The 21388-nt window shown below is 73.0% G+C and carries 17 protein-coding genes; 7 read left to right on the forward strand and 10 right to left on the reverse strand.

Annotated elements, in window-relative coordinates; all coding sequences use genetic code 11:
• Positions 1-10 precede the first annotated feature (10 nt).
• On the reverse strand, positions 11-1660 hold the full coding sequence (locus ACWGH0_RS00135) for a protein kinase domain-containing protein (protein ID WP_453401829.1): 1650 nt from the start codon (positions 1658-1660) through the stop codon (positions 11-13).
• A 340-nt stretch (positions 1661-2000) separates the two neighbouring features.
• Here ACWGH0_RS00135 and ACWGH0_RS00140 point away from each other — a divergent pair, with 340 nt between their 5' ends.
• The 6 genes from ACWGH0_RS00140 (at position 2001) to ACWGH0_RS00165 (ending at position 9891) form a co-directional block, all read left to right on the forward strand.
• Positions 2001-3677: a protein kinase domain-containing protein gene (locus tag ACWGH0_RS00140; RefSeq protein ID WP_453401830.1), complete on the forward strand. Its 1677-nt coding sequence runs from the start codon at positions 2001-2003 to the stop codon at positions 3675-3677.
• A gap of 403 nt (positions 3678-4080) precedes the next feature.
• Positions 4081-4737, forward strand: coding sequence for a hypothetical protein (locus tag ACWGH0_RS00145; protein ID WP_453401831.1), 657 nt, complete (start codon positions 4081-4083; stop codon positions 4735-4737).
• A gap of 136 nt (positions 4738-4873) precedes the next feature.
• Positions 4874-5593, forward strand: coding sequence for a PadR family transcriptional regulator (locus ACWGH0_RS00150; RefSeq protein ID WP_453401832.1), 720 nt, complete (start codon positions 4874-4876; stop codon positions 5591-5593).
• Between the two features lie 66 nt (positions 5594-5659).
• A complete protein-coding gene (locus tag ACWGH0_RS00155) occupies positions 5660-6421 on the forward strand; it encodes an ABC transporter ATP-binding protein (RefSeq protein WP_453401833.1) in 762 nt (253 codons plus the stop codon).
• Complete coding sequence (locus ACWGH0_RS00160) at positions 6418-9255, forward strand: FtsX-like permease family protein (RefSeq protein WP_453401834.1); 2838 nt, start codon at positions 6418-6420, stop codon at positions 9253-9255. Before ACWGH0_RS00155 ends, ACWGH0_RS00160 begins: the two co-directional genes overlap by 4 nt.
• A 96-nt stretch (positions 9256-9351) precedes the next feature.
• The gene (locus ACWGH0_RS00165) at positions 9352-9891 is read left to right on the forward strand and encodes a bacterial proteasome activator family protein (protein WP_453401835.1); all 540 of its coding nucleotides are present in this window, start codon (positions 9352-9354) and stop codon (positions 9889-9891) included.
• Positions 9892-10113: 222 nt separating this feature from the next.
• Here ACWGH0_RS00165 and ACWGH0_RS00170 read toward each other — a convergent pair whose 3' ends face one another.
• From ACWGH0_RS00170 to pdhA, 7 genes are all read right to left on the reverse strand, one after another.
• A complete protein-coding gene (locus tag ACWGH0_RS00170; RefSeq protein WP_453401836.1) occupies positions 10114-11094 on the reverse strand; it encodes an NAD(P)H-quinone oxidoreductase in 981 nt (326 codons plus the stop codon).
• A 78-nt stretch (positions 11095-11172) separates the two neighbouring features.
• The gene (locus ACWGH0_RS00175; protein ID WP_453402047.1) at positions 11173-12249 is read right to left on the reverse strand and encodes a potassium channel family protein; all 1077 of its coding nucleotides are present in this window, start codon (positions 12247-12249) and stop codon (positions 11173-11175) included.
• A gap of 20 nt (positions 12250-12269) precedes the next feature.
• Positions 12270-13868, reverse strand: coding sequence for a molybdopterin molybdotransferase MoeA (locus ACWGH0_RS00180; protein WP_453401837.1), 1599 nt, complete (start codon positions 13866-13868; stop codon positions 12270-12272).
• The gene (locus ACWGH0_RS00185; protein ID WP_453401838.1) at positions 13865-14770 is read right to left on the reverse strand and encodes an NTP transferase domain-containing protein; all 906 of its coding nucleotides are present in this window, start codon (positions 14768-14770) and stop codon (positions 13865-13867) included. Before ACWGH0_RS00185 ends, ACWGH0_RS00180 begins: the two co-directional genes overlap by 4 nt.
• A gap of 111 nt (positions 14771-14881) precedes the next feature.
• Positions 14882-16240 carry a dihydrolipoamide acetyltransferase family protein gene (locus ACWGH0_RS00190; protein WP_453402048.1) on the reverse strand — a complete coding sequence of 453 codons (1359 nt, stop codon included), beginning with the start codon at positions 16238-16240 and terminating at the stop codon, positions 14882-14884.
• A 17-nt stretch (positions 16241-16257) separates the two neighbouring features.
• Entirely contained in the window at positions 16258-17286 is a 1029-nt protein-coding gene (locus tag ACWGH0_RS00195) for an alpha-ketoacid dehydrogenase subunit beta (RefSeq protein WP_453401839.1), read from the reverse strand.
• Positions 17283-18458, reverse strand: a complete 1176-nt coding sequence (gene pdhA, locus ACWGH0_RS00200; RefSeq protein WP_453401840.1) for a pyruvate dehydrogenase (acetyl-transferring) E1 component subunit alpha — start codon at positions 18456-18458, stop codon at positions 17283-17285. Before pdhA ends, ACWGH0_RS00195 begins: the two co-directional genes overlap by 4 nt.
• A gap of 173 nt (positions 18459-18631) precedes the next feature.
• Between pdhA and ACWGH0_RS00205 the strand changes: the two genes are divergently transcribed.
• Entirely contained in the window at positions 18632-19171 is a 540-nt protein-coding gene (locus ACWGH0_RS00205; RefSeq protein WP_453401841.1) for an Lrp/AsnC family transcriptional regulator, read from the forward strand.
• A gap of 6 nt (positions 19172-19177) precedes the next feature.
• Here ACWGH0_RS00205 and ACWGH0_RS00210 read toward each other — a convergent pair whose 3' ends face one another.
• Complete coding sequence (locus ACWGH0_RS00210) at positions 19178-19780, reverse strand: TetR/AcrR family transcriptional regulator (protein WP_453401842.1); 603 nt, start codon at positions 19778-19780, stop codon at positions 19178-19180.
• A complete protein-coding gene (locus ACWGH0_RS00215; RefSeq protein ID WP_453401843.1) occupies positions 19777-21288 on the reverse strand; it encodes a 3-hydroxyacyl-CoA dehydrogenase in 1512 nt (503 codons plus the stop codon). The genes ACWGH0_RS00210 and ACWGH0_RS00215 overlap by 4 nt, the downstream gene beginning before the upstream one ends.
• Positions 21289-21388: the final 100 nt, after the last annotated feature.

The raw sequence follows: 21388 nt of genomic DNA on the forward strand, positions 1-21388 counted from the left end.
GGGGCTGGGATCAGGGGGTGGTGCCGCCCGCGTCCGTACCGCCCACGTCGGTGCCGCCGTCCGTCGTACCGCCCGCATCGGTGCCGCCGTCCGTCGTACCGCCGGCGTCCGTGCCGCCGTCGGTGGTGCCGCCGTCGTCGGTGCCGCCTTCCGTCGTGCCGCCGTCGTCCGTGCCGCCGTCGGTGGTGCCGCCGTCGTCCGTGCCGCCTTCCGTCGTCGTGCCCGGATCGGTCTCCGAGGGGCTCGACGGCGTGAGGCTGGGCGTGTGCGACGGGGTGTTGCTCGGATAGTTCGACGGCACGTCCGAGGGCGTCCAGCTCGGCTGCCCGCCACCGGTCGACGAGGTGCCCGGGTCGGTGTCGGCCGAGGTCTCCTCGTCGTCCGAGGGCTTGTCGGACGACGTCTTCTCCGCCTTCGGCGAGGACTCCGAGACCTTCGGCGGGTCCTTCTTCTCGTCGGTGCCGTTCTTGCCGGCCTTGTCCAGCGCGAAGGCGACGCCCGCCGTGATGGCGATGATCGCGAGCACCGCGAAGATCCACATCTTGCCCCGGCCGCCCCGGCCGCCGTGACCGCCGTCGTACGCCCCGTCGTCCGGGTTCATCGGCGGCAGCATCGCGCCGCCGGCCCGCATCTGCGAGGTGTCGCCGTGGTTCGGATGGCCCATCACCGTCGTCGGGTACGTGCCGCCGGACGGCGTGTGGCCGCCGTCGTGCATCTCCACGGGGCCGGTGTTCCACATGCCGGTGTGGCTGCCCTGCTCCTGGAGCATGGACAGGCCGTACTGCACGAGACCGCGCATCTCCTCGGCGCTCTGGAACCGGTCGTCCGGGTCCTTGGCGAGGGAGCGCATGACGAGCCCGTCGAGCTCGGGCGGCGCCACGTCCGACATCTCGGACGGCGGGACGGGGATGTCCTGCACGTGCTGGTAGACCACCGAGAGCGGGGTCTCACCGGTGAAGGGGGGCCGCAGCGCGAGCAGCTCGTAGAGCAGGCAGCCCGTCGCGTAGAGGTCGCTGCGGTGGTCGACGGCCTTGCCCAGCGCCTGCTCCGGGGAGAGGTACTGGGGCGTGCCCATGACCATGCCGGTCTGCGTCATGGTCGACTGCGCGCCGTGCAGGGCGCGCGCGATGCCGAAGTCCATGACCTTGACCGCGCCGCTGTGCGTGATGATCACGTTCGCGGGCTTGATGTCGCGGTGCACGATGCCGTGCTGGTGGCTGTACGCGAGCGCTTCCAGCACGCCGGAGACGATGATCAGCGCCTGCTCGGGGCCCGGGGCCTCCGCGTTCTGGAGCAGCTCGCGGATCGTGCGGCCCTCGACGAGCTCCATCACGATGTAGGGGACGACGCTGCCGCCGACCTGGTCCTCGCCGGAGTCGTACACGGCGACCACCGCGTGGTGGTTCAGGCCCGCGACCGACTGCGCCTCGCGGGTGAAGCGGGCCTTGGAGGTCGGGTCCTCGGCGAGGTCGGAACGCAGCAGCTTCACCGCGACGGTACGGCCGAGCCGTACGTCCTCGGCGGCGAACACTTCCGCCATGCCGCCGCGGCCGAGCCGGTGCGTCAGGCGGTAGCGACCATCGCCGACCAATCCGCCCATACCCCATGATTCCGGGGCGTCCGACACTCCGCCGCCGCTTCCCTCGGGTTCGGGTGCCATCAGTCCTCGCCGTCGTTTCTGTCCGCGCCGCGTCCGCGGTCGTCCTCATGGGCCTCAAGGTCTCAAGGCCCTGGGCCTCTGGGTGCTCCGCCACGTCACGCTACAGCCTCCGCGCGACGCCCCGGTTCGAGATGGACCGGTCATCAAACCCGTTGCCGATGTACCCGTGCAAATTCCGGACTCGTTTCCGGACGCGCGCGGGATCCGTGACGCACCCGTGCTGTAACGCTTCCGCGACGCTTCTTGCGCGTACGGTCACGGAACGGGCACCGCGCTTGACGTGTCAGTGCCCTCGGGCAGACTTGGCCCGTAAATCTTGCGCTGAGGGGGAAGCACAGTCATGAGCCAGGACGGCGGACAGGGCCGCTACGCGGGCGGCTCGGTCGCGGGCGGGCGGTACCAGCTGCGCGACCTGCTCGGAGAAGGCGGCATGGCGTCGGTGTACCTCGCGTACGACACCGCCCTCGACCGCCAGGTCGCCATCAAGACGCTGCACACCGAGCTGGGGCGCGAGCAGTCGTTCCGCGAGCGCTTCCGGCGTGAGGCGCAGGCGGTCGCCAAGCTGTCCCACACCAACATCGTCTCGGTCTTCGACACGGGCGAGGACGAGCTGGACGGCTCGCTGATGCCGTACATCGTCATGGAGTACGTCGAGGGGCAGCCGCTCGGCTCCGTACTCCAGGCGGACATCACGCAGCACGGCGCCATGCCGACCGACAAGGCGCTGAAGATCACGTCGGACGTGCTCGCCGCGCTGGAGACCAGCCACGAGATGGGCCTGGTCCACCGCGACATCAAGCCCGGCAACGTGATGATGAGCAAGCGCAACGTCGTCAAGGTCATGGACTTCGGCATCGCGCGCGCCATGCAGTCCGGCGTCACGTCCATGACGCAGACCGGCATGGTCGTCGGCACTCCGCAGTACCTGTCGCCCGAGCAGGCGCTGGGGCGCGGGGTCGACGCGCGATCCGACCTGTACTCGGTCGGCATCATGCTGTTCCAGCTGGTCACGGGGCGGCTGCCGTTCGACGCGGACTCGCCGCTCGCCATCGCGTACGCGCACGTTCAGGAGGAGCCGGTCGCTCCCTCCTCGATCAACCGGTCCGTACCGCCGGCGGTCGACGCCCTGGTGGCGCGGGCGCTGAAGAAGAACCCGAACGAGCGCTTTCCGAGCGCCGAGGCGATGCGCGACGAGATCGCGCGGGTCTCGGGGTCGGGCCAGACGGGGGCCGCCCCGGTGATCATCACCGGCGCTCCCTCGCAGAGCGGATCCGGCGTGGGCTCGGCGGTCTTCCCGCCGGTCGACCAGGCGGGATACCCGCAGAGCGGCAGCGTCCAGACGCCGTACCAGCCGACGCCGCCCCCGGGGCCGTACGGGCCCCAGACACCGGCCCCCGGTCAGGCTCAGCCCGCGTACGGCTATCCCACGCCGGCGCCGACGCCCGCGCCGTACGCGACGCACGGGATGCAGCAGCAGGGCGGGCAGCACCAGGGTGGCCAACACCAGGGTGGTCCGACGCCGCCGCCCTACACGATGTCGCCGCAGGGCGCGTCCGGTTCGGGCGGCGGGGGCCGGAACATGCCGGTGCTCGTGGGCGCGATCGCGGTCGTGCTGCTCGCGCTCGGCGGCGTGATCACCGCGCTGTCGCTCAAGGAGGACCCGCCGGAGCAGAAGACGGGCACCGACGATCCCCCGCAGAGCCAGGCGGCGGCGGAGCCCGGCTACCGGGGCCCCGACCGCACGCGCACGATGAAGACGACGGACTGCTCCCCCGGCCGGGAGTCGCTGACGGACCCGGAGAAGGTCGTCGTCCCGAGCTTCCTCTACAAGGACATCCTGTCCGTCAAGGAATGCCTCCGCGCGGCGGGCTGGAAGATCAAGGAGACCAAGGTCGACAACGCCACCTGGGGCGAGGACCTCGTGGTCAACCAGTTCCCGAAGTCCGGGTCGGACGTGGACGAGGACGACGCCACGATCGAGGTCGAGGTGTCCACCGGCAACCCGCCTTCGGACTAGGCGTGGCGCGGGGCCCGGGTCGGGCTGTGGGTCGGGCCGGTGATCGGGGTGCGGGTCGGGCCGTGGGTCAGGTCGTGGGTCAGGTCGTGGATTAGTCCGAACAGCCGACGCGTCGGCGGCAGGACGTGAGGAGGGGCCCGGTGCGCTGGTCGCGCGCCGGGCCCCTTTCGTGTGACCCGGGGTGCCGGGGATGTTGCGGCATGTGACGCTGATTCTGTTGTTCCCGTGCTCCGGATCACACGCGATCCGGCGCGGTCCGGCGCGGTCGGATCGCGGTCGCATCACGCCCGGCGCGAGTCGGTCCGCATCGCGGTCCACGCGGTGGGTTCACATCGCGGTCCGGCGCGGGTCGGTTCACATCGCGGTCCGGCGCGGGTCGGTCCACTTCAGGAGGCGGAGTCCCATGGCTGTCCGGTTCGCGGCGGTTGGGGTGGCCGCACTGCTGGCACTGCCGGTCCCGGGGGCGTACGCCGAGGAGCGCCGCCCGGGGCCCACACCGGTGCTGGCACCCACGTCGTCGCCGTCCCCCGGCGACGGGGCCGTGCGGGAGCTGCTGCCGGGCGTGCCGGCTCCGGACCGGCCCGGGCAGCCCGCCGCCTCCGCCGCCACGCCCGCCGAAAGTCTCGCCGGCCGGCCCGCCGGTGAGGGGCGTACGCGGCCCGGCCGGCCGCCGGGCAGGAGCGCCGGTCCGAGCGGAGCCGGGGAGGCCGACGAGAAGTCGTCACCCAGCGCCGACGCGAGTCCGTCGGACAGCCCGCGCGCCACGCGCAGTACGTCGGCGTCGAAGTCCGCCTCCGCGTCGCCCAGCACCTCGGCCGCCCCCCGCAGGTCGTACGCGCCCGAATCCTGGGACGTGCACGAGGAGGCGCTCGACGAGCCCGGCGAAGAGTCCGCCGCCCCGCCCTCGGACGGGCCGCCGGGCGCGGCGCAGGAGGGCTCGGAGCAGCAGGTCGTGGCGCAGTCCGACCCTCTGGACGTCCACGTACTGCCGCTCGGAGCGGGGCTGACCCTGATGGGGCTGGGGCTCGGGTTCCTGGGATTGCGGCTGCGGCGGGCGTGACGGATGCGCGGGGCGGCCCGGGAGTGCGGGCCGCGACGTCCCCCTCCATCCGGCGGCGTCCCCCTCAAGACGTACGTGCGATGTCCCCCTCAGGACGGTTGGCCATGGGGCGGCATACTCGGTATACATACTCAGTATGTCGATCCGCCACGGGCTGCTCGCCCTTCTTGAGCACGGGCCCCGCTACGGCTCCCAGCTGCGCACCGAGTTCGAGTCGCGCACCGGCGCCACCTGGCCCCTGAACGTCGGGCAGGTCTACACGACCCTGGGCCGCCTCGAACGCGACGGCATGGTCGTCCAGGACGGCGAGGACGGCGCGGGCCACGCGCTCTACGCGATCACCGACGCGGGGCGGGGCGAGCTCAGGAGCTGGTTCGGGCGGCCCGTCGACCGGGCCAGCCCGCCCCGCGACGAGCTGGCCATCAAGCTCGCCATGGCCGTCGGCGCGCCCGGCGTCGACATCCGGGCCGTCATCCAGGCCCAACGCCACGCCACCCTGCGGGCGATGCAGGACTACACGCGGCTCAAGGCCCAGGCACTGGTCGCCGTCGAGGGGGCGGACGGCGAGAAGGCGCGCGACGACGTCGCGTGGCTGCTCGTACTGGAGCAGCTGATCTTCCAGACCGAGGCCGAGGCGCGCTGGCTCGACCACTCCGAGTCCCGGCTCGCCCGGCTCTCCGCGGCGGCCGCGCGCAGGGCCGGGAACACGTCCGCGGCCACTGCGGCGGCCGGTCCGGCGGGCCCGGTCGTCGGGGATCCGGCGGCGGCGGACCGGGCCGACGCCCCGGCCGGCGAGGCCACCACCGACACCGGGACCACTCGTACCACTTCCGTATTTCGCAGCGCTCGGCGCTAAGCCCGCGTCGCACGACCATTCCGTTCCAGGGGGGACCCCTTCATGCCTGAAGCCATGCCCGGATCCATGCCTCATGAGTCACACCAGCCCCAACCGTCACAGCAGCAGCCGGTATTGCAGCTCGAACGGCTGACCCGTGTCCACGGCAGCGGCGCCACCGAGGTGCACGCCCTGCGCGGTGTCGACCTCTCGGTGTTCCCCGGCGAACTCGTCGCCGTCATGGGCCCGTCCGGCTCCGGCAAGTCCACCCTGCTGACCATCGCCGGCGGACTCGACAGCCCCACCTCGGGCCGCGTCGTCGTCGAGGGCACGGACATCACGACGGTCGGCCGCAAGGAACTCGCCGCCCTGCGCCGCCGCAGCATCGGCTACGTCTTCCAGGACTACAACCTCATACCGGCCCTGACCGCCGCCGAGAACGTGGCCCTGCCCCGCGAACTGGACGGCGTGTCCGCCCGGAAGGCCCGCGTCTCGGCCGTCGCCGCGCTGGAGGAGATGGGCCTCGGACAGCTCGCCGACCGCTTCCCCGACGAGATGTCCGGCGGCCAGCAGCAACGCGTGGCCATCGCCCGCGCCCTGGTGGGCGACCGCCGCCTCGTCCTCGCCGACGAGCCGACCGGCGCCCTGGACTCCGAGACGGGCGAGTCCGTGCTCGCGCTCCTGCGCGCGCGCTGCGACGCCGGCGCCGCGGGCATCCTCGTCACCCACGAGCCGCGCTTCGCGGCCTGGGCCGACCGGGTCGTCTTCCTGCGCGACGGGTCCGTCGTCGACGAGACCCTGCGCAGCCAGGCCGACTCGCTGCTCTCCGGGCAGGCGGCCGCCCAGTGAACCGCTGGTACCACTCCTGGGTGGCCGCGGTGCGCATCGCCCGCCGCGACGCCTGGCGCTTCAAGGGCCGCAGCGCTCTCGTACTCGCCATGATCGCTCTGCCGATCCTCGGCGTGAGCGCCGTCGATCTGACCCTGCGCAGCGCCGAACTCTCCGCCGGGCAGCAGATGGACCGCAGCCTGGGCGCCGCCGACGCCCGGATGAGCGACCCGGGCGTCGGCGGCGTGCCGATCCTCCAGGATCCCGCCGGCAACAGCTCCGTGCCGGTGAAGGACTACGACGAGAGCGAGCCGTGGCCCGAGGGCGCCGGTGACATCCCGGCGGCCTTCCCGGCGGGCGCCAAGACGCTCAAGGACTCGAGCGGCAGCGGAAAGCTCCGCACCGAGCACGGGCTGCTCAACACCGTGATCCACGAAGTGGACGCGACCGACCCGATGACCAGGGGCATGATGACCCTGGAGCAGGGCCGGTTCCCGGAGAAGGCCGGCGAGGTCGCCGCCACCACGCACTTCCTGGAGTCCTCCGGCCTCAAGGTCGGCTCCACGGTCGCCGCCCGGGGACTCGGGACCGAGTACCGGATCGTCGGCTCGTACGAACTTCCCGACTCCCTCAAGGCCGACGAGGTGCTGGCCCCGCCCGGCACCTTCCTCGCGCCCCTGGACAAGGCCCTGAAGGCCGACGACCTGCCCGGTACGGAGACCTCCAGTACGTACCTGGTGTCGGTCGGCGGCGACGGTTTCACGTGGAACATGGTCGAGGAGGCCAACCGCCACGGCATCACGGTCGTCTCGCGTGCCGTCGCCGTCGACCCGCCCGCCCGCTCCGACGTGGCGCTCTACCAGAAGGAGGGCTGGGAAGGCGCGTTCGAGCAGAGCGCGGCGTCCGACGCCGCGGCGCTGGCCGTCGTCGCCACCGTCGTCGGCCTCGCCATGCTGGAGATCTGCCTGCTGGCCGGTCCCGCCTTCGCGGTCGGCGCCCGGCGTTCCGCACGCCAGCTCGGCCTCGTCGGCGCCAACGGCGGCGACCGCCGTCACATCCGCGCCATCGTGCTCTCCGGCGGCCTGGTGGTCGGCGTCGCCGCCGCCCTCGTCGGCACCGCGCTCGGGCTGCTCCTCACCTTCGCGCTGCGGCCGCTGCTCGAGGACTACATGGGCAAGCGGTTCGGCAGTTTCGACATCCGTCCGCTGGAACTGCTCGGGATCGGCCTGGTGGCCGTCGTCACCGGCCTGCTGGCCGCGATCGTCCCGGCCGTCACCGCGTCCCGCCAGTCCGTACTGGCCTCGCTGACCGGCCGCCGCGGAGTACGCCGTTCCAACCGCGTCCTGCCCGTCGTCGGCCTCATCGCGACCGGCCTGGGCATCACCATCACCGTCTACGGCGCCGGCGCCACCGACAACTCCACCGTCGTCGCGGGCGGCAGCGCGCTCGCCGAGCTGGGCGTCGTCGCGCTCACCCCCGCCCTGGTCGGCCTCTTCGGCCGGCTCGGCACGTGGCTGCCGCTGTCGCCGCGCCTCGCCCTGCGCGACGCCGTGCGCAACCGCGGCCGTACGGCCCCCGCCGTCGCCGCCGTGCTGGCGGCCGTCGCGGGCACCGTCGCGGTGGCGACGTACACCGCCAGCGACGACGTCCAGCAGCGCGCCGAGTACTCGGCGCGGCTCCCGTACGGCGTGGGAACGGTGATGAACCCCGAGGGCGGCGGCCGGGACGTGCCCGCCATCCGCGCGGCCGTCCAGAAGCACTACCCCGTCGACGTGCGCGCCGACGTCGACCGCATCGCCGTGGGCAGCGCCAACTGCCTCCCGTACAGCGAAGCCAAGGGCTGCGGGCGGTACGAGATCTACACGCCCAAGGAGAACCGCTGCGCGCTGTGGTCCCCGGACAGCGAGGACATCCCGGCGGCCGAGCGCCGCAAGCTGTCGAAGGACTGGCGCTGCGAGGAGAGCGAGCACTACGCCGAGTACGACGTACTGGTCGCCGACGAGAAGCTGCTCTCGGTCCTCGCGGTCGACGACCCCGCCGCCGCGGACGCCCTCAAGAGCGGCAAGGCCGTCTCCTTCGACCGGCGCAACGTCGAGAAGGGGAAGCTCGGCATCAAGCTGATCGACGACCCCGACAAGGCCGACCTGATGACACAGCAGGGCAAGGAGTACCCCGGGGAGATCAAGTCCTTCCCCGTCCACCAGGCCCCGAAGTCGGCCCATGCGTACGGCGTCAAGGTGGTGCTGCCCGCCGGGGCGGCGAAGGACGCCGGGTTGATCACGGCGCCGGCCGGCGCGTACTTCTCGACCGGGAAGCTGCCCAGCGGCACCCAGGAGCAGAAGCTCCAGGCCGCACTCGACACCCTGGGCGCCGACGGCGTCCTGTACGTCGAGAAGGGCTACACCAGCGACAACAGCATCGAACTGCTGGCCCTGGCCGTCTTCGCCGGACTCGTCACCATCGGCGCCGCCGGCATCGCGACGGGCCTCGCCCAGACCGACGCCGAGCCCGACCTGAAGACCCTCGCCGCGGTCGGCGCGCCCCCGCGGGTGCGCAGGACGCTGAGCGGTTTCCAGTGCGGGGTGGTCGCCGCGATGGGCGTGGTGCTCGGTTCCGCCGCGGGTGTGCTGCCCGCCGTCGGACTGCGGCTCACGGAGGAACGCCAGGCGCTCAAGTGGTACGAGCAGGCGGTGAACGACGGCACGGGCGGCGCCCTGAGCGTGCCGTACGTCCCGATCGTCATCCCGTGGGAGACCCTCGCGGCCCTGCTCGTCGCCGTACCCGTGGGCGCGGCGCTCCTGGCCGCACTGGTCACCCGGTCCCGCACCGCCGTGGCGCGGCGCGCGGCGGCCTGACCGACGGCGATCGGTTCCCGTGCCCCCGTACAGGGTGGATCACCCCTGTGCGGGGGCACACCGTGTGGTGACGCACGTGTGCGAGAGAATGGCCGTATGGAGATGCCGAAGGGTGAACGGTCGCAGGAGAGCCCCCACGTCCTGGTCGTAGGGCAGGACGGAATGGCTCTCGGCGGCGCGGACGACGAGTCGCGCGAGGTGCCAGTGACGGAGATGGTCGAACAGCCCGCGAAAGTCATGCGCATCGGCAGCATGATCAAGCAGCTCCTGGAGGAAGTGAGGGCGGCTCCTCTCGACGAGGCCAGCCGGGTACGGCTGAAGGACATCCACGCCAGCTCGGTCAAGGAGCTCGAAGACGGCCTGGCGCCGGAGTTGGTGGAGGAGCTGGAGCGGCTCTCCCTGCCGTTCACGGACGAGGCGATCCCCTCCGAGGCGGAACTGCGCATCGCACAGGCCCAGTTGGTGGGGTGGCTGGAAGGTCTCTTCCACGGCATCCAGACGGCGCTCTTCGCCCAGCAGATGGCGGCGCGGGCCCAGTTGGAGCAGATGCGGCGCGCGCTTCCGCCCGGCGTGGGGCACGAGGACGACGGCCAGGAGGACGGCCACGGGCCGGTGCGCTCGGGACCGTACCTGTAGGGGCGTCACAGTGCGCCGGGCCAGTAGGGCCGGGCCTGTGCGGGCGGTCCTGTGGGGTCTTGTACCGCGACGGCCGACAGCCGGTTCGCCCGGCGCATGACGAGAGGCCCGCACCGCCCGGACGGCGGTGCGGGCCTCTGGCACGGGTGGGACCGGCTCAGGCGGCCGGCGTACGTACAGGGGCGGACGCTCAGGCGCTCGGCGTACCTACGGAACGGACGCTCAGGCGCTCGTCAGCAGGATCTTGCCGACATGCGTGCCCGCCTCCAGCGCCCGGTGGGCCTCGGCGGCCTCCGGCATCGGCACGACCCGGTCGACGACCGGGCGCACGCGGCCCGTGCTGATCAGCGGCCACACGTGTTCCCGCACGGCCGCGACGATCGCAGCCTTCTCGCCGAGCGGACGCGCCCGCAGCGTCGTGGCGGTGATGGCGGCCCGCTTCTTCATCAGGGCGCTCAGATTGACCTCGCCCTTCACGCCGCCCTGCATCCCGATGATCGCGAGGCGGCCGTTGACGGCGAGCGCCTTCACGTTACGGTCCAGGTACTTGGCCCCGATGATGTCCAGGATGACGTCCGCGCCGACCCCGTCCGTGGCCTTGCGCAGCTCCTGCACGAAGTCCTGCTCGCGGTAGTCGATGAGGATGTCCGCGCCCAGCTCCGCGCACCGCGCCAGCTTCTCCGGACCACCGGCGGTGACCGCGACCCGCGCGCCGACGGCCTTGGCGAGCTGGATCGCCATCGTGCCGATGCCGCTCGCGCCGCCGTGCAGCAGCAGCGTCTCACCGGGGCGCAGGTGGGCGATCATGAAGACGTTCGACCAGACCGTCGAGGTCGTCTCGGGCAGGGACGCCGCCGTGACCAGGTCCATGCCCGGGGGTACGGGCAACAGCTGCCCCGCCGGCACGGCGACCTTCTGCGCGTACCCGCCGCCGGTCAGCAGGGCGCAGACCTCGTCGCCGACGGACCAGCCGGAGACGCCCGGTCCGAGCGCTGCCACGCGGCCGGAGCACTCCAGGCCGGGGTACGGGGAGGCACCGGGCGGCGGGTCGTAGAAGCCCTGGCGTTGCAGCAGATCGGCGCGGTTGACGGCGCTCGCGGCGACCTCGACGAGGACCTCGCCCTCGCCGGGTACGGGATCGGGGACCTCCGCCCATACGAGCGCCTCGGGGCCACCGGGTTCAGGGATCGTGATCGCATACATGGCCGCGAGGCTACTCCGCACCGGAGCGCACCACTCCGCCTCCCCGGCCACCACGTCCCGGGCGGCCGGGGGTATGGGTCACTCCGGCATCGTCACCCGCATGTCTCCGCCCACACTGGTGACGCCCGGTGAGGCGCGCACGATGGTGATCACCCGGTCCGTCAGCTGGAGCGGGCTGGCCTCCGGATCGTCGTAACCGAGCAGCCGGTGTCCACGCAGGACGCTGACCACCAGGTCCTCGGTCTCCCGTACGTTCTTGCCCACCTCGGCCTTTATCACCGGCCGCTCGATGAGGTCCAGGCCGCTGCCCTGCTGGATCAGGTCCTCCATCACCGTGCCGGCGCTCGGGCTGAGCACGGACAGGCCCAGGAGGCGGCCGGCGGCACTGGCGCTGGTGATGACGGCGTCGGCGCCCGACTGGCGCAGCAGCGGCGCGTTCTCCTCCTCGCGGACCGCGGCGACGATCTTGGCGCCCCGGTTGAGCTGGCGCGCGGTCAGCGTGACCAGGACCGCCGTGTCGTCGCGCTGGGTCGAGATGACGACCTGGCGGGCCCGCTGCACTTCGGCGCGCAGCAGTACGTCGCTGCGGGTCGCGTCACCCAGGACACCCGTGAAACCGTCGGCGTTGGCCGCCTCGATCACCTTCGCGCTCGGGTCGACGACCACGATCTGCTCTTTGCGGAGCCCCGTGGCGGCCAGGGTCTGGATCGCGGAACGTCCCTTGGTGCCGAATCCGACGATGACGGTGTGGTCGCGCAAGTGAGCCCTCCAGCGGTTCAGCCGCCACTCCTCCCGGGTCCGTTCCGTGAGGACCTCAAGAGTGGTGCCGACCAGGATGATCAGAAAGAGCACGCGCAGCGGCGTCACGACCAGCACATTGATGAGCCTGGCGCTGTCGCTGTGCGGCACGATGTCGCCGTAACCCGTGGTGGACAGGGTCACGGTGGAGTAGTAGACGGCGTCGAGCAGCGAGAGGTTCTCGTCGGCGTTGTCGTGGTAGCCGTCGCGGTCGAGGTAGACGATGAGCACCGTCACCACCAGGACCCCCAGCGCCATCAGCAGCCGCTTGCCGACCTGCCGCAGCGGGCGGTCGACGATACGGCGCGGCAGCTTGATCCGAGCGGTGACGAGATGCTCGTCGGCGTGCCGGGCCATTGCGTCTTGGCCGGGAAGTTTCACGTGAAACGTCCTTCTGTCCAGGGCAGATCGAGGATTTCCAGTTCCTGGCCGGCCCGCGCGCCGCCCGGCGGCACGACGGCGAGACCGTCGGCGGCGGCGATGCCGCGGAGCATGGCCGGACCGTTGTAGTGCAGGGGCACGGCCTGCTCCGGCCCGTTCCCGTCCGCACCGCCCGCGCGGTGGACGACGGGCACCAGCCGGGTGTCGTGCGGATGACCGTTCACGTCGTCCCGTACGGGCGAGGTGTACGGCGCGAGGGGCGCCCGCCCGGCACGGGCGCGCAGCAGCGGCTCCGCGAGCGTCAGCAGGCCGGACACGGCGGCGAGCGGGTTGCCGGGCAGCCCCACCAGGTACCGGCCCTCGGCTGACCCGCCGAGGCGCGCCAGCAGCATCGGGTGGCCCGGCCGCACCGCGACCCCGTCGACCAGCAGTTCGGCCCCTGCCTTGCGCAGGATCGGGTGCACGTGGTCGACCGGACCGGCCGCCGTGCCGCCGGTGGTGACCACGAGGTCGGCCTCGGATGCGGTGACCGCCCGGTGGAGCGCGTCGGCGTCGTCGCCGAGGTGGCGGGTGGCGAGCACCTCGGCGCCCAGCGCACGGAGCCAGGGGGCGAGGAGCGGGCCGAGGGCGTCACGGACCATCCCGTCGTGCGGCAGCCCCTCGCTCAGCAACTCGTCGCCCAGCACGAGCACTTCGACGCGAGGCCGCGGAACGACGGCCAGCTCGTCGTAGCCGGCGGCGGCGGCGAGCCCGAGCACGGCGGGCGACACCAGGGCCCCGGCGGGCAGCAACTGGTCGCCTGTGCGGCACTCCTGGCCGCGCGGGCGGATGTCCTGCCCCTGGACGACCTCACGGCTTGCGTGCAGCCGCCCCTTGGCCTCGTCGAGCCCGGCGTGTTCGCTGCGGATGACGGCGGTTGCGTCCGGCGGGATCCGCGCGCCGGTGGCGATGCGCACGGCCGCACCGTCGGCCAGCGCGCCGGGCGCGGCGTGCCCGGCCAGCACCTGGCCCCCCTCGTCGACGGTCCACCACGGGCCCGGCCCGGCGACCGCCCAGCCGTCCATGGCGGAGGTGTCGAACGACGGCAGGTCGGTGAGGGCCCGCAGAGGCTCGGCGAGCACCTGTCCGAGGGCCTGCGCGAGTGCCACGCGGCTCGTGCGGTGCGGCACGGCGCCACCGGCCCGGCCGGCGACGGCACGGGCTTCGCGCCAGGGCGTGGCCCTGGTACGGGCGGGGGGCGGGGACGAGGCCGTCTGAGGGGACACCTGCGGGGTGGTGGCGGGGGATGACTGCGGGGTGTCGGGCGGGGTCGTCTGCGGGGTGGTGGGCTCAGGCGCCCGCGGCCCGGTGGCCGGCGGCGCCCCCGGTGTGGCGGGCGGCGTGGCGGCCCGGTCGTCGTCGCGGCCCGACCGGTCCGGACCGAAGCCGGGGCCGGGGCCGGGGCCGGGGCCGGGACCGGAGCCGGGGCCGGAGCCGGGACCGGGACCGGAGCCGGGACCGGGGCCGGGTGCCTGGGCCCGTACCGCCTGCGCCTCCTCCGCCGACCGGTTGACGAGCGCGAGCGCCTCGTCGACCTCGCGATCCTCCTGGTTCACCCGGCGCCGTCTTCCGCGCCGCGCCCCGGGGCCTCTCCCGTGTTCTCCCGCTCGGCATCTTCCTCCGCCTCGGCGGCCCAACGGGCCGCGAGAGCGGCGGCCTTGCGAGCCGCTTCGGCGACGGCTTCGGGCCCGTCGCCGCCCGCCTTCGCCGCCGCGTAGCCGACCAGGAAGGTGGTGAGCGGCGCGGCGGGCCTGGCGACGCCGTGCGCGGCGTCGCGGGCGAGGTCGAGCAGGACGTTGATGTCGACATCGAGTTCGACGCCGAGTTCGTCCTTGACTGCGGTCATCCATTCATCCAGCACGTGCCCATGCTCCCTGATCCTCGACCGGGCGGCGGCAATGTCTTCCCAGGTGTCGCAGTCGAAGGAGTCGAGCGGCCCGGCGGAAACACGCGTCAGGGCCAGTTCGTGCGTCAGCAGCCGCAGCGGCAGCCCGGACAGGGCGCCGTGTTCGGTGGCGAGGAGGGCCAGTTCGCGGCGCAGCGGTTCGGCGCGGTAGGCGGCGACGAGCGGCTGGTCCCGGCCGCCCGGGTCCACGAGCAGCGCCGCTTCGGCGTCGCCGCCCGCCAGCGTGTCGAGCAGCCGCTGAACCGTCGCGCGCCGGATGAAGGGCAGGTCGGCGGAGAGTACGAGCACGGTCTCGGCGGTGGTGCGCCGCACCCCGGTGTCCAGCGCGGCCAGCGGCCCGCCCCCGGCCGGTTCCTCGCGCACCCACTCGACCGGGCGCACGGTCGCCCGCCGCCCGCCGACGACGACGGTCGTACCGGCCCCGCGGCACACGCCCAGTACCCGGTCGAGCAGGGTCCGTCCGCCCACGCGCACACCGGGCTTGTCCACCCCGCCGAGCCGTCTGGCGGCCCCTCCGGCGAGCACGATGGCGTCGTACGCGGTCGCGGTCATGCCCCGAGTATGCGGGGCGGGGTTTCCGCCGCCCTCCCCCGCCCCCGCCCATGCGGGGGCGGGGCCCCGCTGCGGGGAGGGCTGGGGCGGGGCGGCGGCCCCGGGCGGCGGCTAGAGCGAGCGCAGCAGCAGCGCCGGGTGCTCCACGCAGTCCGCCACGTACCGCAGGAACCCGCCCGCGGTTCCCCCGTCGCACACCCGGTGGTCGAACGTCAGCGACAGCTGCACCACCTTGCGCACCGCCAACTCGCCGTCGTGCACCCACGGCTTGGGCACGATCCGCCCGACACCGAGCATCGCGGCCTCCGGGTGGTTGATGATCGGTGTGGACCCGTCGACCCCGAACACGCCGTAGTTGTTCAGCGTGAACGTGCCGCCCGTCAGCTCCGCCGGGGTCAGCGACCCCTTCCTGGCCGACTCCGTCAGCCGGGCGAACTCCGCGCTCAGCCCGTCCACGGTGCGGGCGTGCGCGTCGCGTACGACGGGCACCATCAGGCCCCGCTCGGTCTGCGCCGCGAACCCGAGGTGCACGCCCGGCAGCCGGACGATCTCGCGGGTGGCCATATCCACCGTGGAGTTCAGCTCCGGGAAGCGGGCCAGGGCGGCCGTGCAGATCCGGGCCAGGAGCGCCAGTACCGACACCGGCGGTCCGCCGGCCTGGTTCATCGCCGCCCGGGCCGCCATGAGCTCGGTCGCGTCCGCGTCCACCCAGCAGGTGGCGTCCGGGATCTCGCTCCGGCTGCGCGACAGCTTGTCGGCGACGGCGCCGCGCATGCCCCGCAGCGGCACGCGCTCGCCGACGGCGGCGGAAGCCGCCGCCACCGGCGCGGGGGCCGCGGGCTCGGGCGCCCGCTTCCCCCGAATGGCGCCCTCCACGTCGGACCGCAGAATCAGCCCGTCCGGGCCGGAGCCCTTCAGCGCCCGAAGATCGAGGCTGTTCTCCCGGGCCAGCCGCCGCACCAGCGGCGAGATCACCGGAACGGGCCCGTCGTGCCCCACCGGCGCGGCCGACGCGACTCGCTCAGCCGGCACAGCGGGCGCCGCGGCCGGTTCGGCAACGGCCACGGCCCCACGAGCCGCGTCCGGCCGGATGCGCCGCCGCCGTGCCACCGCCGCACCCGTGCCGTACCCCACCAGCACGTTCCCCGACGACTCCGCCTCGTCCGAGGCCGCAGCCGCAGCCGGAGCGGGAGCCGTAGCCGCCGCGGGAGTGGCAGCGGAATCCGACGCCCCCACCGCGACCGTCAGCAGCGGCGACCCGACGGGCAGTTCGGTCCCCTCCTCGCCGAAGCGGGCGGTCACCACGCCCCCGTACGGGCACGGCACCTCCACCATCGCCTTGGCCGTCTCCACCTCGACCACCGGCTGGTCGACGGCGACGACGTCGCCCACCTCCACCAGCCAGCGCACGATCTCCGCCTCGGTCAGCCCCTCACCGAGGTCGGGCAGCTTGAACTCCAGGCTCGCCATGTCGAAAGCGTTCGGCATCAGACGTCCGCCTCCCACTGGAGCCGCGCGACCGCGTCGAGCACCCGGTCCACACCCGGCAGATGGTGCCGCTCCAGCATCGGCGGCGGATACGGGATGTCGAACCCGGCGACCCGCAGCACCGGCGCCTCCAGATGGTGGAAGCAGCGCTCCGTCACCCGGGCCGCGATCTCCCCGCCGGGCCCGCCGAAACCGGTGGACTCGTGGACGACGACCGCCCGGCCGGTACGCCGTACCGAAGCGGCCACCGTCTCGTCGTCGAACGGCACGAGCGAGCGCAGGTCGACGACCTCCAGGTCCCAGCCCTCCGCCTCGGCCGCCTCCGCCGCCTCCATGCACACCGGCAGGGACGGCCCGTACGTGATGAGCGTCGCGCTGCGCCCGGAGCGCCGCACGACCGCCCGTCCGATCGGCTCGACGGCCGTCGGAGCCTCCGGCGACCACGCCGCCTTCGACCAGTACAGCCGCTTCGGCTCCAGGAACACCACCGGGTCGTCGGACGCGATCGCCGCCCGCATCAGCCCGTACGCGTCCTCGACCGTCGCGGGCGTCACGACATGGAGCCCCGGAGTCGCCATGTAGTACGCCTCGGACGAGTCGCTGTGGTGCTCGACGCCGCCGATCCCGCCGCCGTACGGCACGCGGATCACCATCGGCATCGGCATCGCGCCGCGCGTGCGGTTGCGCATCCGCGCCACATGGCTGATGAGCTGCTCGAACGCCGGATACGCGAAGGCGTCGAACTGCATCTCGACGACGGGCCGCAGCCCGTACATCGCCATCCCGACGGCCGTTCCCAGGATCCCCGCCTCGGCGAGCGGCGTGTCGGTGACCCGGTCCTCGCCGAACTCCTTCACGAGCCCGTCCGTGACCCGGAACACCCCGCCGAGCGCGCCGACGTCCTCGCCCATCACGTGGACGGACGGGTCCTCCGCCATCGCGTCGCGCATCGCCCGCCCGAGGGCCTGCGCCATCGTCGCCGGCTTGGCGGGCTTCGCGTCGACCGCGGTCGTCGCTGCCGTCGTCATCGTTCGTCCTCCGCATCGAGCTCGGCCCGCAGCAGGGCTTCCTGCTCCCTGAGTTGCGCGGTCTTCTCGGCGTAGACGTGCGCGAAAAGGTCCATGGGGTCGAGCACCGGGTCCGCGTTCATCCGCTCGCGCAGGTCGGCGGCCATCGCCTCGGCGGCCTCACGGGCCTCCCGTACGGCGTCCTCGTCCAGCATTCCGCGCTCCGTGAGTTCCCGCTCCAGGAGGTCGACCGGGTCGTGGGCACGCCATGCCTCGACCTCGGCGTCGCCCCGGTACCGGGTCGCGTCGTCGGCGTTCGTGTGGGCTTCCATGCGGTACGTGACCGCCTCGACCAGCGTGGGACCGCCACCCCTGCGGGCCCGCTCCACCGCCTCGGCCAGTACTTCGTGCATGGCGGCGGCGTCGTTGCCGTCGACCAGCCGGCCCGGCATGCCGTACCCGACGGCCTTGTGGGCCAGGGACGGGGCGGCGGTCTGCTTGGCCAGCGGCACGGAGATCGCGAAGCCGTTGTTCTGCACGAGGAAGACGACCGGAGCCCGCCAGACGGCGGCGAAGTTCAGCGCCTCGTGGAAGTCGCCCTCACTGGTGCCGCCGTCGCCGACCATGGCGAGCGCCACGACGTCGTCGCCCTTGAGGCGGGCGGCGTGCGCCAGGCCCACCGCGTGCGGCAGCTGCGTCGCCAGCGGCGTGCACAGCGGCGCGATGCGGCGCACACGCGGGTCGTAACCCGTGTGCCAGTCGCCCCGCAGCAGCGTCAGCGCCTCGACGGGGTCCAGTCCGCGCACCACGGCGGCGAGGGTGTCCCGGTAGCTCGGGAAGAGCCAGTCCCGCTCCTCCAGGACGAGTCCGGCCGCGACCTCGCAGGCCTCCTGCCCGGTGCTGGAGGGGTAGACGGCGAGGCGGCCCTGCTTGGTCAGCGCGGTCGCCTGCGTGTTGTACCGCCGGCCGCGCACCAGCTCCGCGTACAGCCTCCGCATCAGCCCGGCGTCGAGCCGGGCGGCGGCGTCGGTGCCGAGCACGCGGTGCGGCTCGCTGTCCGGGAGCAGCGGGGCGGGGTCCATACGGGGCTTCCAGGCCGGGGGAGCGGCCGGCCGGGGGGCGGCGGCGCCGGACCGTGCCTGCGCCGGCCCGGCCGACCGGACCGGCCGCGCCGTCATGGTGCTCTTCTTCATCGCGTGCACCTCCTCGTGGGAGCGGTGAGAAGGCACAGCAATGTGGTGTGCCTCACCTACCGATTGTTCGGTCGTGGACGCAATTTGGCTACAGGCACCTCCAGCCTGTGGACAAACGGTTCTCCACAGCCTGGGATAGGGGCAGGTCGTCCATCAGAGGGGAGCGGGGGGACATGGCACCTGAACAAATGGCCGACGCGGGAGCGGGCCCGCCCGCGCGCCCGCTGGACTCCATCGACCGCGACATCCTGCGCATGCTGCAAAAAGACGGCCGCGCGTCGATACGGTCCGTCGCCGAGCGCGTCCACGTCTCGCGCGCCAACGCCTACGCCCGCATCAACCGCCTCATCGAGGACGGCGTGATCCGCGGCTTCAGCGCGCGCGTGGACCACGAACGCGCGGGGCAGGGAGCATCGGCGTACATCACGCTCAAGATCGTGCAGAACTCCTGGCGCACCGTCCGCGAGCGCCTCAAGGAACTCCCGGGCGCCGCTCACATCGCGCTGGTCAGCGGCGATTTCGACGTACTGCTGCTGGTCCACACGGCCGACAACAGAGCGCTGCGCGAACTCGTCCTGACGAAGATCCAGTCCATTCCGGAAGTGCTCAGCACGCGCACGCTGCTGGTCTTCGAGGAGACCGACCTCGACTCGGCCGACCAGGCCGCCTTCCCCCACCCGCCCCAGGGCCCCCTGCCGCCCCAGGAGCCGTGAGCACGCTCAGCGGCTGGTCCGCAGACCGTCGAAGGCCAGCCGCACCACCGTCTCGGCGAGCTGCTCCCCGTCCGTGCCGCCGCCGGCCCCGGCCACCTGCGGCCGGTACCACTCCACCAGCGAGTTGATCATTCCGAACAGCAGGCGCGTGGCCATGCGTATGTCGACATCCGCGCGCAGATCGCCGTCGGCCGCCGCCGCCTTCATCAGATCGGCGACCCGCTGGTCGAACTCACGCCGCCGCTCCAGCGCCCAGCGCTCCGCCTGCGTGTTGCCCCGTACGCGCAGGAGCAGCGTGACGTACGGCAGCTCCGCCATCAGCACCTCCACGGTGCGCCGCGTCACGTACTCGACCCGCTCGATCGCCCGCCCGCGCGACGCCCCCGGCTCGTCGAGGATCCCGAAGAGCCCGTCGAGGGCGCGGCTGACAGCCCGGCGCAGCAGCTCCTCCTTGCCCGTCACGTGGTGGTAGATCGACGACTTCGAGATGCCGGCCGCCTTGGACAGGTGCTCCATGGAGGTGCCGTCGTAACCGCGCTCGTTGAAGACCCGGACCGCCACCGTCAGGAGCGTCTCGGGCGTGTACGTGTCACGCTTCGCGGTGGTCATCGGGCGTCCTCCTCCTTGCCGGCGAACGCCTGCCGGTAGAGCGCCAGGGACGGGGCGTAGCGCCCGGTCGGACAGCACTCGTGCAGGTTCTTCAGCAGGTCGTACGCCCAGTCGCGTCCCAGCGCCCGGCCCCACTCGACCGGCCCCAGCGGGTAGTTCACGCCGAGCCGCATCGCCGTGTCGATGTCCTCCGGCGAGGCGACGCCCCGCGCGACGGCGTCCGCCGCCAGGTCGACGAGCATCGCGACCGTACGGGCCACGATCATGCCGGGGACGTCGCCGATGACGCTGACGTCCTTGCCGAGCTTCTGGAACAGGCCGGTGGCCTCGGCGACCGCCCGCGCGGACGTGTCCCCGGACGCGGACAGCGCGATCCGGGTGGCGCCGCGGTAGTCGAGCGCGAGGTCGAAGTAGACGACGTCCGCGTACTCGACGGAGGTCCGGCCGTCGGCCGGCACCAGCTGCCCCTCGCCGGGCAGCTCGATGTACGGCCCGCCCGCCTCGACCCGCTCCACCGCGATGCCCGCCTCCTCCATCATCGCGACGAGGACGTCGGCGTGGCCGAGGTCCCCCACGACGGTGACGGCCTGCGGCGCCTGCTCGGGGGCGGCGGTCCGGGGCGCGGGCGCGACCGCTCCCTCCGCTCCGTACGGGAACCATCCGTGACCCGACTTGCGGCCGAGCCGGCCCGACTCGACGAGACGGCGCTGAGCGAGGGAGGGGACGAACTTGGGGCTCTGGAAGAACGACTCCCAGACCGACCGGGTGACGGCCTCGTTGACGTCCTGCCCGATCAGGTCGGTCAGCTCGAAGGGGCCCATCCTGAACCCGCCCGACTCGCGCAGGACGGCGTCGATCGTCGCCGGGTCCGCGCCCTGCTCCTCGTACACCGCGAAAGCCTCGGCGTAGAAGGGGCGGGCGATGCGGTTGACGATGAAACCGGGGGTGTCCGAGCAGCGCACCGGGGTCTTGCCCCAGGCCGCCGCCGTCGCCCACGCGCGCGTGGCGCTCGCCTCGTCGGTCGCGAACCCGCTGACGACCTCGACGAGGGGCAGCAGCGGCGCGGGGTTGAAGAAGTGCAGGCCCACGAAACGGCCCGGGTTCTTCAGGGGACCGGCGATGGCCGTGACGGACAGCGAGGAGGTGTTCGTGGCGAGGAGGCAGTCGTCGGACACGACCGCTTCGAGCGCCGAGAAGAGCTGCTGCTTGACCGGCAGGTGCTCAACGATCGCCTCGACGACCAGCGCGGCGTCCGCCAGCTCGGCGAGGTCCCCCGCGGTGTGCAGCCGGGCGAGCGCGGCGTCCGCGTCCCCGCGGTCGAGCCTGCCCTTCTCGACGAGCCGCTCCAGGCGGGCGCCCACGGCCTCGACGGCCTCCTGCGCCCTGCCCGGGCCCGCGTCGTACAGACGCACCGGGTGACCGGCGAGGAGAGCGACCTGCGCGATGCCCTGACCCATGGTGCCGGTGCCGACCACGGCGACGGTGCGGGCTCGATCGATAGCTGTCATGACCCGATCCTCCCGTACGAGTTGTCCACAGGTTTTACCGGGCCCTCTTGTCCCGACCGATCGTTCGGTTACTGTATCTCGTGTCCGCCTGTCCCTGCCC

The organism is Streptomyces sp. NPDC054887, from assembly GCF_053610585.1.